The organism is Kineococcus gypseus (genome assembly GCF_050871305.1).
In the GTDB taxonomy this organism is placed as follows: Bacteria; Actinomycetota; Actinomycetes; order Actinomycetales; family Kineococcaceae; genus Kineococcus; species Kineococcus gypseus.
The window spans coordinates 1-12,608 of the sequence record NZ_JBJLRD010000055.1; the positions used below are offsets into that span (position 1 = coordinate 1).

15 protein-coding genes and 3 pseudogenes are annotated in these 12,608 nt (G+C 71.4%); 10 read left to right on the forward strand and 8 right to left on the reverse strand.

Annotated elements, in window-relative coordinates; genetic code table 11:
• Window positions 1-127: pseudogene (locus tag ACRYMN_RS17485) on the forward strand (transposase); the annotation flags it as partial.
• Between the two features lie 35 nt (window positions 128-162).
• Here the strand turns inward: ACRYMN_RS17485 and ACRYMN_RS17490 are convergent.
• Both ACRYMN_RS17490 and ACRYMN_RS17495 read right to left on the reverse strand, forming a co-directional pair.
• Entirely contained in the window at window positions 163-1,050 is an 888-nt protein-coding gene (locus ACRYMN_RS17490; protein ID WP_432497875.1) for an IS3 family transposase, read from the reverse strand.
• Window positions 1,017-1,499, reverse strand: a complete 483-nt coding sequence (locus tag ACRYMN_RS17495) for a helix-turn-helix domain-containing protein (protein ID WP_432497814.1) — start codon at window positions 1,497-1,499, stop codon at window positions 1,017-1,019. Before ACRYMN_RS17495 ends, ACRYMN_RS17490 begins: the two co-directional genes overlap by 34 nt.
• A gap of 61 nt (window positions 1,500-1,560) precedes the next feature.
• Between ACRYMN_RS17495 and ACRYMN_RS17500 the strand changes: the two are divergent.
• Window positions 1,561-1,710, forward strand: a pseudogene (locus ACRYMN_RS17500) (IS30 family transposase); the annotation flags it as partial.
• Between the two features lie 135 nt (window positions 1,711-1,845).
• The gene (locus ACRYMN_RS17505) at window positions 1,846-2,448 is read left to right on the forward strand and encodes a recombinase family protein (RefSeq protein WP_432497817.1); all 603 of its coding nucleotides are present in this window, start codon (window positions 1,846-1,848) and stop codon (window positions 2,446-2,448) included.
• 478 nt (window positions 2,449-2,926) lie between these two features.
• Here ACRYMN_RS17505 and ACRYMN_RS17510 read toward each other — a convergent pair whose 3' ends face one another.
• The gene (locus ACRYMN_RS17510; protein ID WP_432497881.1) at window positions 2,927-3,244 is read right to left on the reverse strand and encodes a hypothetical protein; all 318 of its coding nucleotides are present in this window, start codon (window positions 3,242-3,244) and stop codon (window positions 2,927-2,929) included.
• On the opposite strand from ACRYMN_RS17510, the gene ACRYMN_RS17515 reads away from it, so the two are divergent.
• From ACRYMN_RS17515 to ACRYMN_RS17535, 5 genes are all read left to right on the forward strand, one after another.
• A complete protein-coding gene (locus ACRYMN_RS17515; protein WP_432497877.1) occupies window positions 3,125-5,092 on the forward strand; it encodes a putative bifunctional diguanylate cyclase/phosphodiesterase in 1,968 nt (655 codons plus the stop codon). The two genes, ACRYMN_RS17510 and ACRYMN_RS17515, sit on opposite strands and share 120 nt — an antisense overlap.
• A 303-nt stretch (window positions 5,093-5,395) precedes the next feature.
• Window positions 5,396-5,647 carry a hypothetical protein gene (locus ACRYMN_RS17520; protein WP_432497820.1) on the forward strand — a complete coding sequence of 84 codons (252 nt, stop codon included), beginning with the start codon at window positions 5,396-5,398 and terminating at the stop codon, window positions 5,645-5,647.
• A gap of 135 nt (window positions 5,648-5,782) precedes the next feature.
• Window positions 5,783-6,169, forward strand: coding sequence for a hypothetical protein (locus ACRYMN_RS17525; protein ID WP_432497822.1), 387 nt, complete (start codon window positions 5,783-5,785; stop codon window positions 6,167-6,169).
• Window positions 6,170-6,399: 230 nt separating this feature from the next.
• Complete coding sequence (locus ACRYMN_RS17530; RefSeq protein ID WP_432497825.1) at window positions 6,400-7,080, forward strand: hypothetical protein; 681 nt, start codon at window positions 6,400-6,402, stop codon at window positions 7,078-7,080.
• 201 nt (window positions 7,081-7,281) lie between these two features.
• On the forward strand, window positions 7,282-7,755 hold the full coding sequence (locus ACRYMN_RS17535; protein ID WP_432497828.1) for a hypothetical protein: 474 nt from the start codon (window positions 7,282-7,284) through the stop codon (window positions 7,753-7,755).
• Window positions 7,756-7,838: 83 nt separating this feature from the next.
• On the opposite strand, the gene ACRYMN_RS17540 is transcribed toward ACRYMN_RS17535, so the two are convergent.
• Entirely contained in the window at window positions 7,839-8,240 is a 402-nt protein-coding gene (locus tag ACRYMN_RS17540; protein WP_432497830.1) for a hypothetical protein, read from the reverse strand.
• A 430-nt stretch (window positions 8,241-8,670) separates the two neighbouring features.
• Between ACRYMN_RS17540 and ACRYMN_RS17545 the strand changes: the two genes are divergently transcribed.
• Together ACRYMN_RS17545 and ACRYMN_RS17550 are read left to right on the forward strand one after the other, a co-directional pair.
• Window positions 8,671-9,267 carry an alpha/beta hydrolase gene (locus ACRYMN_RS17545; protein ID WP_432497833.1) on the forward strand — a complete coding sequence of 199 codons (597 nt, stop codon included), beginning with the start codon at window positions 8,671-8,673 and terminating at the stop codon, window positions 9,265-9,267.
• Between the two features lie 131 nt (window positions 9,268-9,398).
• Complete coding sequence (locus ACRYMN_RS17550) at window positions 9,399-9,740, forward strand: hypothetical protein (RefSeq protein ID WP_432497836.1); 342 nt, start codon at window positions 9,399-9,401, stop codon at window positions 9,738-9,740.
• A 425-nt stretch (window positions 9,741-10,165) separates the two neighbouring features.
• Here ACRYMN_RS17550 and ACRYMN_RS17555 read toward each other — a convergent pair whose 3' ends face one another.
• The 4 genes and pseudogenes from ACRYMN_RS17555 to ACRYMN_RS17570 all read right to left on the reverse strand — a co-directional run bounded on the left by ACRYMN_RS17555 (window position 10,166) and on the right by ACRYMN_RS17570 (window position 12,416).
• Window positions 10,166-10,930, reverse strand: a complete 765-nt coding sequence (locus tag ACRYMN_RS17555; RefSeq protein ID WP_432497839.1) for a PDDEXK nuclease domain-containing protein — start codon at window positions 10,928-10,930, stop codon at window positions 10,166-10,168.
• 267 nt (window positions 10,931-11,197) lie between these two features.
• Window positions 11,198-11,335: pseudogene (locus tag ACRYMN_RS17560) on the reverse strand (hypothetical protein); the annotation flags it as partial.
• Between the two features lie 308 nt (window positions 11,336-11,643).
• Window positions 11,644-12,045 (reverse strand): hypothetical protein, encoded by a 402-nt coding sequence (locus ACRYMN_RS17565; RefSeq protein WP_432497842.1) that lies wholly within the window; start codon window positions 12,043-12,045, stop codon window positions 11,644-11,646.
• 179 nt (window positions 12,046-12,224) lie between these two features.
• Window positions 12,225-12,416 carry a hypothetical protein gene (locus tag ACRYMN_RS17570; protein WP_432497845.1) on the reverse strand — a complete coding sequence of 64 codons (192 nt, stop codon included), beginning with the start codon at window positions 12,414-12,416 and terminating at the stop codon, window positions 12,225-12,227.
• Window positions 12,417-12,608 lie beyond the last annotated feature (192 nt).

Here is a 12,608-nt window from a genome sequence, read left to right on the forward strand (position 1 = left end):
CTGGGACCGCGGCAAGGAGATGGCCCAGCACGCTCGCTTCAGTATCGATACCGGCGTCGCGGTCTACTTCTGCGACCCGCACTCACCCTGGCAGCGCGGGTCCAACGAGAACACCAACGGCCTGCTGGACTGAACCCCGAAAGCTGGACTCAAAAGGCGATGTTATGCGACAGCAGGGATGTGAGCGAGGTACTCGTCGGGGCTGAGGTAGCCCAGACGCTCCTGGATGCGGGTGCTGTTCCACCACCGCAGGTAATCGTGCAGTCCGGCATGGAACTCCTCGACGGTCGCGGGCTGCGACAGACGGAACCATTCCTCTTTGAGGTGGCTGAAGAACCCTTCCATGACGGCGTTGTCCAAGCACGTGCCCTTGCGGGACATCGACTGGGTGAGTCCGGCTTTCCGAAGCGTCTCTCGCCACAAGACGTGACGGTAGTGAAAACCTTGATCGGAATGGACGAGGGGCCGCTCCCCGGGAGCGAGGGTTTCGACTGCTTCGCGCAAGCCGTCGGTCACCATCTTGATGCTGGGAGAAGGCCCCGCTGCGACGGAGACGACGCGGTTGTCGTACAAGTCAACGATCGGGGAGACGTAGACCTTCACCTCGCCGATGGCGAACTCGCTCACGTCAGTCACCCACTTGGTGTGCCTGGCCGTGGTGGCGAAGCGACGGTTCAAGACGTTCGCCGCGGCGGTGCCCACCTCACCGCGAAAAGAGTTGTAGCGCCTGCGTCGGCGCACCAGGCACCGCAGCCCCAGCGCGTGCATCACTTTCAGCACGGTCTTCTTGGCCACCTGCCAGCCCTGGCGCAGCAGCATGGCGTGCACCCGCCGGTGACCGTAGGCGCCCCTGGCCTGGCCGAAGACCTCCCGGACAGCGTCCTTCAGCAGCGCGTGGCGATCAGGGCGCCGCAGCCGGCTGCGGTGGTCGTAGAACGTGGAGCGGGCAAGACCGGCGAGCTGCAGCAGCAGTGGCAGCGGGTAGTCAGCCTTGAGGTCGTCGACGGCCTGGACCTTCAGCGCCGTTCCCGCGATCTCAAGGCCCGCAATTTTCCCAGGTAGGCCACCTCCGCGCGCAACCGCTCGTTCTCGCGCCGCAGCGCGTCCAGCTCACTTTCCGCGGGCTGGTCGGTGCGATCAGCCGGTGGCCTGCCACGCCGTTTGGGGCGTAACCCGTCTTCGCCCTCACGGCGGTAGATCACCGCCCACTTGCCCACCGTGGTGGGTGAGGGAAGGTCGTACTCCTGGCTTAAAGATCTGCCGGACTCACCCTTGAGGTGGCGAAGCACGATCGCAAGCTTGGTCTCGAAGTCGTACTGTCGGCGTTCTCTGGTCATCAGCGCACCCAACCCTCGCAGCTGCCACCGCTGGTACAGCATCTGAACAGGATTACCGCTCAAGTCAAGGGCCAGGGCCGCCGACCTGGCAGTAAACCCCTCCTCGAACAACTCGATCGCAGCTACAGCATCAGCGTGACTCAGCGTGCCGTTCCGGTACATGACCTTGCTCCTCGAAAGCTCGACGTTCCTTTACGGTGTCCAGCTTTCGGGGTCCAGTCCACTGCTGCGCCAGTACCTACCCAAGAACGCGGACCTGCGCCGCTACGACCAAGACGCGCTCGATGCCATCGCCGAGCTCCTCAACGGCAGGCCTCGACAGACCCTGGGATGGAAGACACCCTCAGAAGCTCTGGACGAGGTGTTGCGTTGACCCCTTGAGACCGCCACCGTTTCTGAGACACCCCGCGGCAAGGACTCTAGGGCCGCGACACGCCGTCTCAGAACCCGTGTCCGAAACGTGCGTCTCACCAGCGGCCGGTCGGCGCCTTCTGAGACGGTCCCGGCTGTGCCCGCCTCCTCGCCCACACGCTCGACCGCCCCGCAGATCAGCCAGCGGCCCGGTCACCTGCTCGGCTACGCCCGCGTGTCCACCACCGCGCAGGACCCCGCCCTGCAGCACGACGCCCTCACAGCAGCGGGGTGCTACCGCACCTGGACCGACACCGCCTCCGGGGCACTTGCCGCCCGCCCGGCCCTGGACGACGTCCTGGCCCGCCTGGGGCCCGGGGACGTGCTCGTCGTCTGGCGCCTGGACCGCCTGGCCCGCTCGCTGCGCCACCTGCTGCAGCTGATCGACGACCTCGATGGGCGGGGAGTGGGCTTCAAGTCCCTGACGGAGTCCATCGACACCACCACCGCCACCGGGCGCCTGGTGCTGCACCTCTTCGGTGCCCTCGGCGAGTTCGAGCGCGACCTGCTGAAAGAGCGCACCGCCGCCGGCCTCGAAGCAGCGGTGGCCCGAGGCCGGCGCGGAGGCAGGCCGGCGCTGATGACGCCGGCGAAGCTGGCCGCCGCCCGCGCCTTGCTGTCCGCTGGACGCCCGACCGCTGAGGTGGCCAAAGCCGTGGGTGTCAGCCGGGCCACGCTGTACCGGGCGCTGAACGCCTGAACAGGCACCGGCCGGAACTTCCCTGGCGCAGGCGCGGCGCACCGGTGCTTCACGCCGCATCACCGGCTCGCTGACACGAACGGCGACGCCTAGAATCACTGACGCTACGCAGCGTTGCAGGCCATTACGGAGTGCTTCTAGCAAGAGGAGCGGTGCGATGTCCTGCAGCAGGAGCAGTGCCATCACCAGCGGGATCGAGGCGACGGGCCCTGAGGCCACCCCTGCGCAAGGCAGTGCCCCTCAAGCGGTGAGGGTGCGCATCAAGGGCCAGTCGCTGCGTGAGCAGAGCGTGCAGTGCCGTCAGCGTTCGCACGACTTGATCGCCCACAGCTACGAGCTCATCGAGCATGCCCAGCAGACTCAGCGGACCCGGCGGCGCGCCCCTGCACAGCAGACGCGCCCAGCCCTGCGGCTCATCCAGCCAGAGGCACCGATCCTGCCCGCAGCGACCGGATCGGTACCACGGCACCGGCCATCTTCATCGCCGCAGCCGGCGCTCGACCCGGCGCTCGACCCGGGGCTCGACCCGGCGCTCGACCCGGCGCTCGACCCAGCGCTGCAAGCGCGGCTGTTGATTGCGGTGCAGCGCTTCAGCGTGCTGGGCGGCTCGCGCGGGCGGCAGGTCTGTGAGGTCCACGAGGTCTTGACGCTGCTGCTGCAGTGCCTGGTGCAGGTGTTGCAGGTCGACGGAGCCAGTGTGACGCGCACTGCCCGCAAGGACTTTCTGCGCTTGAGCGCGGTCAGTGGTCCAGCCCACCGGGCGGTGCGCACGCTGGGGATGGTCCAGCAGCGCCACCAGGACGGGCCCTGCCGCTTGGCGCACCACAGCGGGCGGATCGTGGAAGAGGCGGACCTGGCGCGCAGCGCCCGCTTCGACTGGTACCAGCGCGCTGCCACCGAGCTGGGCCTGGCAGCGGTCAGCGCGCTGCCGCTGCGGGTGGCCGGGCAGGGCTGGGGCACCGTGGAGCTGTACCGCACCCGTCCTGGAGCGCTCAGCGCTGCACGACTGCACGCCGCGCAGGTGCTGATGGGCTTGAGCTCCACGCTGGTGCTGCTGGTGCAGCAGCGCCAGCGCGCCGAGCGGGACCGCCGGCGCCTGGTGGCTCGAGCCGGGCGCGATGCGCTGACCGGGGCGCTGAGCCGGGCGGTCTTCGAGGAGCAGGTGAGCCACGCCTTGACCTTGCTGCAGCGGCGCACCAGCGGTCCCGGCGGTCCCGGCGGTCCTGCCGACTCCGGCGGGGCTGGTGCTGGTGCGGCGCGCGATGACGCTGCGGGCGCTCACCTGGCGGTGCTGTTCATCGACCTGGACGGGTTGAAGGCGGTCAACGACCTGCACGGGCACGCCGCAGGTGATGAGCACCTGCGCGCCGCGGCGCAGCGCATCCGCTCCGCGCTGCGCCCGGCCGATGTGCTGGCCCGCTTCGGCGGGGACGAGTTCGTGGTGTGCTGCGAGCGCGTGGCCGGGCACCGCGGCGCGGCGGCCATCGCCGCGCGCATCGTGCGCGCCCTGCAGCGCGCCGGCACCAGCGTCGGCGGCAGCGAGGAGCCAGGAAGCAGCGAGGAGCCAGGAAGCAGCGAGCAACGAGTCGACGACGAGCAGGTCAGCGGCCAAGAGCAGGTCCGGGAGCAGGTCCGGAAGCCGGTGCGGGGGCAGGAGGGTGAGCCAGCGCCACGACTGCGGCGGCCGCTGGCGGCCAGCATCGGCGTGGCTGTCACCGACGACGCCACCACCACCGCGCAGGTTCTGCTGGCCACGGCCGATGCGGCGATGTACCGCGCCAAGCGCGCCGGCGGTGACCGCTTCGCGATGGCCGACCCCGCGGCCCTGCAGCGCGAGCACCACCAGGCCCAGGCCGCCTGGCGCCGCTCGAGCGTGCAGCAGCGCCTGCGCGCACAACTGCCGGCGGCGCTGGAGCAAGGACAGCTGCAGCTGCACTACCAGCCGATCGTGGACCTGCGCGATGGTGCCGTCAGCGCGGTGGAGGCCCTGCTGCGCTGGCAGCACCCCGAGCACGGTCTGCTGGTCGCCGGGCAGTTCCTGCCCCTGCTCAGCGGCAACGGCTCCAGCGGCTCTCCCGCTGCAGCGCAGGAACCGGTGTCGCTGATGCGCCAGCTGGACTCCTGGGTGCTGGCCACCGCCTGCCGGCAGCTGGCCAGCTGGCCCGAGCCGGCCCCGGCGCAGGTGTTCGTCAACACCTGCCCCGCGCAGTTCACCCGCCCTGAGTTCACCGGCGAGGTCGCCGCCGTCCTGGCCAGCACGGGCCTGGCCGCTGAGCGCCTGACGCTGGAGGTGCTCGAGAGCGGCACGCTGCCTGCTGGCGCCGCGGCGACCTTCGCCTCGCTGAGCGAACTGGGGTGCACCATCGCCTTGGACGATGTGGGCAGCGGCTACTCGGACCTGCAGCGCCTGCTGCAGGTGCCTGCGCAGGTGCTCAAGGTCGACAAGGCCTTCACCCAGCACATGCCCCACCCCACCGAACGCGCGGTCCTCAGCGCGCTGATCACGATGAGCCGGGACCTGCAGCGCACCACCATCGTGGAGGGCGTGGAAAGCCCCGCCGCGCTGGAAGTGCTGCGATCGCTGGGTTGCACCCACGCCCAGGGCTACCTTCTGGGCCGCCCGACCCCTGCACCACACGCGTGACAGCGCACCCCCACTGCGCGCACGCCGCGCAGGTGGCCGTACCCGGGACCAGCAGCACCACGCGGTGTGCGCCGGCCAGGCACCACGGCTCCTCGAGCCCGACCTCGCTCGCCCCGGGCTGCCCGTTCGGCACATACGGGTTGATTACTGCCGAGACATGAGCTCTTCCTTCCTCGATCAAGGCCGTTGTGCTCGTGCCCGAGGTGCCCACAGCAGGTGATGAAGGCACGACCGCGTCACGACGCGAGGGGAGTCCTGCACGATGTCGAACCGGCTCACCGAGCCGGCAGTAGCGTTGCCGACGTGACGTCGGAAGACCGCGACCCCCTCATCGGCGCCCTCGATGAGCTGCTCGAGCAGTCGGTGCTGCTGCACCTGCGCAACGGCGCGCAGCTGCTGGGCGTGCTCAGCGCTGTCCGCGACACCTCGTGCGAGGTGAAGGGCGACGAGGGCACGACCACGGTGCGCCTGGCCGCCGTCGACGCCGTCACGGCGGTACCCAGCAGATCCGCACCCGGGCTCTTCGCCACTGCACAGGCCCCTCGCGGGAGCTGAGTCCCCACCGTCACCGCGCAGCGGTGCCTCACGATGATCCACGGCTCCGACGAGGTTCGGATCCGACGCCGTGAGCCTTCGCTGGTGGGGATCCGCCATTACCGACGAACGCTCGAGCAACCGGGAGGCGAAGTGGTGGTGCACAACCTCGTTCGAAGCTTCGTGGCCCCCATGGAGCACGCTTGCCTCTTCATCCGGGACGTCGACTCCGAAGCTTCGCACGATGACTGGAACCCGGCTGAGGCCCCGGTGGATGCACACCCCGACTCGATCCTGATCGGCGTGCAGGCAGGCGTCGACGGGCCGGTCAGCGTCAAGGTGTGGCGCGGAGAGCCGGAGGCGGCTCTGAGCACCACGATCTTCGAGGGGTCGATCCGCCTGCAGAGCGGCCGGCTCTCGCTGCACGACCCGAACGAGGACATCGTCGTGCAGGTCCCCTACCTCGGCGGTGGTGGCCCGCTCTCCATCCTGGTCGATGACGCTGATTACCCCACGCAAGTACAGGTGGTGCTCGGGTTCTAGGAGCAGCACTGAGCCTTCGTCGCCATGGATCCACCGTTGCTGTCGAAGGCCCAGGGGTAGTCATCACCACTACCTGGCCCGCTGGCACTGTGTCCGGCCGACAGCACCAGAACGGTCCTTACGGTGTCGATCGCGCAGTTGCCGCAGCGCACCGGATCATCACCACCCCCGCACCCACGAACGGCCCTGCAACCGCCCGGCGGCGCGGGCCGCGCACCTACGCTCCTGCTGTGATCAGCAAGGCGCGGGTGGGGCTGTGCGTGGCGGTGGCCGCGGCCGTGGTCGTGGTGCTGGCCCCACCGCTGGTCCAGCTGTACCTGTCGCTGCTGCGCGAGGTTCTGCACGTGGGCTGCTCCCTGGGCGATGACCAGCTCGGCGATCAGTACCCCGCGGAGTGGACGTGCGCCGACGGCATCGGCTACGTCCTGCCCGCGCTGGCCTACGCCGCCGCCGTGGGAGTCCTGGCCTTCAGCGCGGCGCTGGCGGTGGCGCTGCGCCCCGCGGGCCAGCACAGCGATCAGGGGCGCGGGGTGCTGCGCGCGGCGCTGTGGGGGCAGGTGCTGGCCCTGGCGGTGCTGGTGCTGCCCGCTGCGCTGGCCGGCCTGTCTGCGCTGGGGCCGGCGCCGCTGGTCTCGCTGACCGCTCCGGTGCTGGCCGTGGGCACGGCGCTGGTGGTGCAGCTGGCGTGCTGGCGCCGGGCGGTGGCGGTGTGGATCGCGCCGCTGCTGTGGGTGCTGGCCGCCCTGGCGGTGCTGATCAGCGTGCCGCTGCTCTTCAACGCCGCACCGGCGGCACAGGTGGGGATCTGGGTGCTGGCGGTGCTCGCGGCGCTGTCCACCCAGCAGCGCCGGCAGCCGTGGCAACCGCGCGTCGCCGCGCGCAGCCCCGGGCAGGGCCAAGAGCTGAGCTGACACCGCCACCGCACCTGGCGGGAAGCTGAACCGCGCTGCCATGCGAGCCCGCACGCACTACATCGACCGTCAGACGCACATAACGTCCTCTACCTGCGGGTCTGGCGGCCGCGTGGACTGTCCGCTCACGTCGAGGAGCGCGACTTCCTCGAGCGCTGCTCGGGCGTGGGGCGCAGCGGTGTCGTGCAGCACACTCGTCTCATGCCGCAGCGCGAGGAGTCGAGCACCGTGGCTCGGCTGCAGGAGAGCATCGACGCCGTCCTGGTCCCGCGCGGGTTCGCCGCCGGGTCGGCCGGCGCCTCGCGCGGGCGGCGCCAGATCATCTGGTGCGCGGCCGCTGACGGCTTCGCGGCTCGCTTCCCCGCGCTGCCGGTCAGCCAGGAGCCGCCGGAGGGCTGGGGCGGGATGTGCACTGACGTCGTCATCGACCTCGTCGATGTCGTCGACGTAGCCGCTGACACCGAGGACGCCAATGACGACGACGCTGGCGGCGACTGGCGCTTGAGCGGCGTCAACGTAGAGGGCTACCCCCTGGATCAGCTGTTCACCGACCTCGGCCTGAGCGCCAGCGCCGAGCGCGCCAGCGCCCTGATCGACTCCAGCGCGCACGACTGCCTCACCCGGCTGCCGCCGCTGCTGCTCGAGCTCCTGGAGAGCTCCACCCCGCAGCGTTGACCGCCCTGGCGCCACAGGCGGGCGCACGGTCATCACGCTGAGCTGGACCTCGCGCAGACCCGTGCCTTTGCGCGGCGCCCCGCCTAGGCCGATCGCGGCGCACCTCGCCGGCGCAGCTTCGCCACAGCCACCGCGGCCGCCATCGTCAGCCCCGCCACAGCGGCCTGCACGAACGGCGCGAAGAGCAGGGCGAGGACCGCGGTGGAGGACTGCGAGCTCAGCACGCTCCACAGCACCCACACGGTCACGGCCACCAGGACCACGGCCCCGGCCAGCGCCACAGCCACCGCGCCGGGCCAGAAGCGGTGCACGCACACGCCCACGACCACCGCGGCGGCGAACGGCAGCAACGCCCACCCGCAGAAGACCAGCGCGAACAGCACCGCCCCCACGTCCTCGGTCACCAGGTCCCAGCTCGTCAGGTACGCCACCACCACCAGCGTGAGCAGCGCACCCACCACCGGCAGCCCCACCAGGGCCAGCACCACCGGCTCGCGCAGCGACGAGAGACGGCGAGGCCCGGGACAGCGGGACGAGGGACGACCAGACGCAGTGCTCACCCGCCCACGCTGGCACCCCGCAGCGCATGCGCGGAACGCCTCGGCCCGCCGTCCACCGGAAGGCGCACGCTCATCGCGTTCAGCGACGCACCGATCGCGCACCGGCCCGCACTGGCCCGCACTGGCCCAGCACTGGCCCAGCACTGGCCCAGCACTGAGCCGAAGCTCAGCGCTCCAGCGCCCGCTCGGGCACCACCATCGCTGGTGCTGCGGCAATGCAACCGGCCTAGACGGCAGGACCACAGGTGCCGCACCCCACCCACGAGCAGCCGAGGTGCCTTCGGCCGCGCGCTCGCGCCATAGAGCGAGCGGGCCGGCCTCGTAGGGTGCCCGGCACCGGCGAGGCAGGAGCGCGATGGCACCGCAGCAGTCCTTGAAGCAACCCCCGCAGCAGTCCTCGCAGCCGGCGCTGCTGGAGGTCGCCACGCACGACGGTGACAGCGACCGCGTGGCCACCGTCCTGCCCGGGCGCGGCTACAGCTGCGAGGCTCCGCTGCTGCACTACACGCGCCTGCTGCTGCGCACCCGCGGCTGGACGGTGCGCACCGTGCGCTGGCCGATCCCGCCCACGCCTGAGCAGCTGCTCGACCTCGCCCCCGACCTGCTCGACGCGATGCACGCCCGCACGCACCTGGTGGTGGCCAAGTCGCTGAGCACCCGGCTGCTGCCCCTGGCCGTCCAGCGGGACCTGCCGGGCATCTGGCTGACCCCGCTGCTGCGCGAGCCGGCAGTGCGCGACGCCGCCGAGCTGGCCGGCGCGCCGACCCTGCTGGTCGGCGGCACGGCCGATCCGTACTGGGACGCCGACGCCGCCCGCCGCTCGGGGCAGCAGGTCCTGGAGGTGACCGGCGCCGATCACTCCATGGAGGTCGCCGGGAACGTCGGCGCTTCCCTGCAGGCTCTGCAGAAGGTCCTCGCCGCAGCGGGCGACCTCCTGGACGACCTTCCCTGAAGCTCGCGCGCTTGCCTGAACCACGCACAGTCATGGCGCTGTCCTGGTGCGTCCCGGCGCAGGGCTCGAGCCAGCGAGTGATCGCTCTTCAGATCTCCGGGGCAGGTCCCGATGCGCTGACGGTGATCCCCGTGGAGCCTGGCGTGCGGCTGCTGCCGATCGAGGCGCGCGACATGGTGCCCTCGGCGGTGCGCTGGGCCAGGGCCGTGCACACCGCGGTGGCGGCGGTGCCGCGGCAGGTGATCCTACGCCCGGCGCGCGAGTCGATGAGCGCGATCGTGTGGGTGCTGGCCGCCGCCGCCGACTACGAGGACCGCATCCCGCCCGCCTTCACCGCCGCGGTCCTGGCCCGGGAGGCGGGGGTGGGGGCGCGGGTGTGGCAAAAGCGCACCGCGTGGCTGCGCCAGCACGGCTGGCTCGAACACGACGGCGACCACGAGCACTCCGGCTGGCGGCTGCGGGCCCCGGCGTGAGGCACCCGCGCGCAGGCACATGCCCCTCAGGCATGAGCGGCGAGGCGCCGGCGCCACGGATGAGGTGCGTATGAGAGTCAGGTGCGTGTGAGATGAGGACCGGAGCACCCTGAGGGGAAGCGAGCCTTCACGCTGGAGCAGACCCACGCCTTCGGGCACCAGGTGTGTCCCGGGTGCGGGCAGCGCAGCGAGTAGTGGACCTGGTGGCGCCACCGGGGCGAGGGCGCCTGGTACCTCTCGCTGGGCCGCTGCCTGCAGTGCGACCGCACGAGCAGGGGTGCTCGTCAGCCGGCCGGGCCGGGCGCCTGCAGCGCGCCGCGCCCGGCGCGCGAGGCGGTCTCGAGATCGACCTGAGCACCGCTACGAGCGCTGGGGTCCGGACCCGTCACGTCGCGGGCTGTTCACTGCCTGGGGAAGTGGCCGGGTCACTGCTCTGGAGTCCTCTGCGAGGTGTTCTCGTGCGAGGCGTTCTCGGCGGGGTCGTCGAGGGCGTCGGTGAGCACCGCGCTGACTTCGCTGGTCAGCTCCATGCTCAGGAGCGCCGGGTCGGGCAGCCCGGCGCGCTGCTCAGGCGGCAGGGTGTCGTAGGTGGCCACCGCCACCGGCGCCGTGGCGCTGGAGAGGGCGTAGCGCACCAGGGTCTCGTTGCGCCCGGCGACCAGCAGGATGCCGACGGTGGGGGAGTGCTGGGGCCGGCGCAGCTGATTGTCGATCATGGCCACGTAGGTGCCCAGCTGGCCCAGGTAGCCGGGCTGGAAGCGGCCGATCTTCAGCTCCACGACGACGTAGCGCAGCTGCTCGACGTGGAAGAAGAGCAGGTCGACGACCAGCTCGTCGCCGCCGACGGTGAAGTGCACCTGCCGGCCCACGAAGGCCATGCCGTGCCCGAAGGCGCTCAAGGTGGCTTGCAGGCGGTCCATCAGGGCCTGCTCCAGGCGCTTCTCGCTGGCGCGGTCGGTGGCATCGAGGTGGTCGAAGACGTAGGGGTCGCGGGTCAGCTGCTGGGCCAGGTCGGAGTCGGCCGGGGGCAGGTGGGTGGTGAAGTTGGACGGGGCGGCGCCTTCGCGCTGGTGCAGGCGGGTGGCGATGTGGTGCTCCAGGACGTTGCGCGACCAGCCGTGCTCGAGGGCCTTGGCGGCGTACCAGTCGCGGGTGGCGCGCTCGTCGAGGCGGTCCAGAAGGGTGCGCACGTGCCCCCACGGCAATCTCCCCACAGCTGTGGGGAGATTGCCGGTGCCGGTGCCGGTGCCGGTGCCGGTGCCGGTGTGTGGGGCCTGCCCTTCGCCTTCCGTGGCCTGGCGATCCACAGCGTGGCCGCCCGCGGTGCTCTGGTCATCACCGGCGGCGGGGGAGGAGGTGTGGGCCTGGGGCAGTGCGGCAGCTTCGGGACCGGTCGTCGGGGTGGGCCAGGCGGCGGCGAAGGCGCGCATGTACTGCAGGCTCGTGGCCGAGAAGCCGCGCTGGCCGGGGAAGGCGGCGCGCAGGTCCGCGGACAGGCGGGTGATGGTCTTCGCGCCCCAGCCCTCGTGCTGCTGGCGGGTGAGGATGTCGTGGCCGATGGAGTGGTACAGCCGCTGGGGGCACCTCCCACGCAGTGGGGGACAGCTCGGCGTTGGCCGCCCCCGCTGCGCGCAGCTGCGAGTCGCGCACCCGCTGCTTCAGCTGCTCCAGCAGCTCGGTGTAGCCGGGCGGCACGGCCCCCGCACCGGCCTGATCGCGGCGCTGAGCCTACTCAGGCTGCCCTGACTGTTCGGGCTGCTCTGACTCCTCGGGCAGGCGGCGATCAGGCCGAGGGCCATCGAGGTCGCGTGCGGGCACGTGCATCATCCTGCCGCCCGGCCCGGACAGGCATGCGGCAGCCCCACTCGCCACCTGCGGTCGAGGACCTGCCGGATGCGCGCCTTCAGAAACAGTGGGCGGTACCGACCCGTGCACCCGTGGGCGTGACCCCCCGCGCGGCTGACGCGGAGGTCGGCGTGGAGGTGAGCGCGCTGGCCGGTGCCGGCTGGGTGGGACCGTAGGCGTCTTCGAGCAGTTGCGCGGTGGTGATGACCCGGTCGGTGGACTCCCACAAGGTGTCCTCGCGCCGGCGCCACAGGCGTCCGGCGCCGTCGAGGACCGCGCTGGCCCCGGCGCGGGTTCCTGCGCTGCACCGCTGCAGGTGTGCTGCTTCCTGCTGGTGGCTGCTCAGGCTCAGGGCGTCATGTGCCAGTGCCGGCTGGGGCATCGTCTGGGGCACCGTCGAGAGTGCGGGCTCGGGCTCGGGCAGCGAGCGAGCGGGCGATTCGTGCAGGGTGTGGGACACCGTCTCCTCCTGACGTGCGCAGGCCTGCCGCACGGGCCCTGGCGCCGCACCGTCACGACTGTTGCGCCACAACCCGTGCCGAGCACGCTAGGTCAGGAGTTCACCCACGCCTGGAACCTCCGACGGCGTGTCGGGCACCTTCGCGGTAGCCCTATGCACCTCGGGTGAAACTCCTCAGCTCACTGGTCCTGGTTGCTGTCGCGGTGAGTGTCGTCGCTGGGTGCTTGCCGCGCGTGCCGGCGGGTCCGCTCGGCGTCGGCGCGCTGGGCGTCGGCTCGGCGCAGCTGCTCGTGCACCGCGGCGCGGATGGCGTCGAAGCGGGCGCGCAGCTGCTCATCGCTGCCGGGTGCGGGGGAAGTCGCCTGGGACATGGCCGACACCATGCCGACCACTTCCGACACGCACCGCGGTGGGCGCGGTCGGTGCGCACGCCGCAAGCCTTCTCGTGCGCACCGAGCTACCGGACAGCAGCCGGCCGGCTCGCGTCCCCAACGCGCGACTGCGCCGCATGCACACACCGGTCTGCGGAGGTGTGCTGCGAGGCGCCCGGCACGACCTCTCGC

Bases quoted from the DNA above. Each gene is read 5' to 3' on its own strand.
- ACRYMN_RS17545 (WP_432497833.1), top strand. From the start codon at position 8,671: ATGGCACCGCAGCAGTCCTTGAAGCAACCCCCGCAGCAGTCCTCGCAG.
- ACRYMN_RS17570 (WP_432497845.1), bottom strand. From the start codon at position 12,416: ATGTCCCAGGCGACTTCCCCCGCACCCGGCAGCGATGAGCAGCTGCGC.
- ACRYMN_RS17495 (WP_432497814.1), bottom strand. From the start codon at position 1,499: ATGTACCGGAACGGCACGCTGAGTCACGCTGATGCTGTAGCTGCGATC.
- ACRYMN_RS17535 (WP_432497828.1), top strand. From the start codon at position 7,282: ATGCCGCAGCGCGAGGAGTCGAGCACCGTGGCTCGGCTGCAGGAGAGC.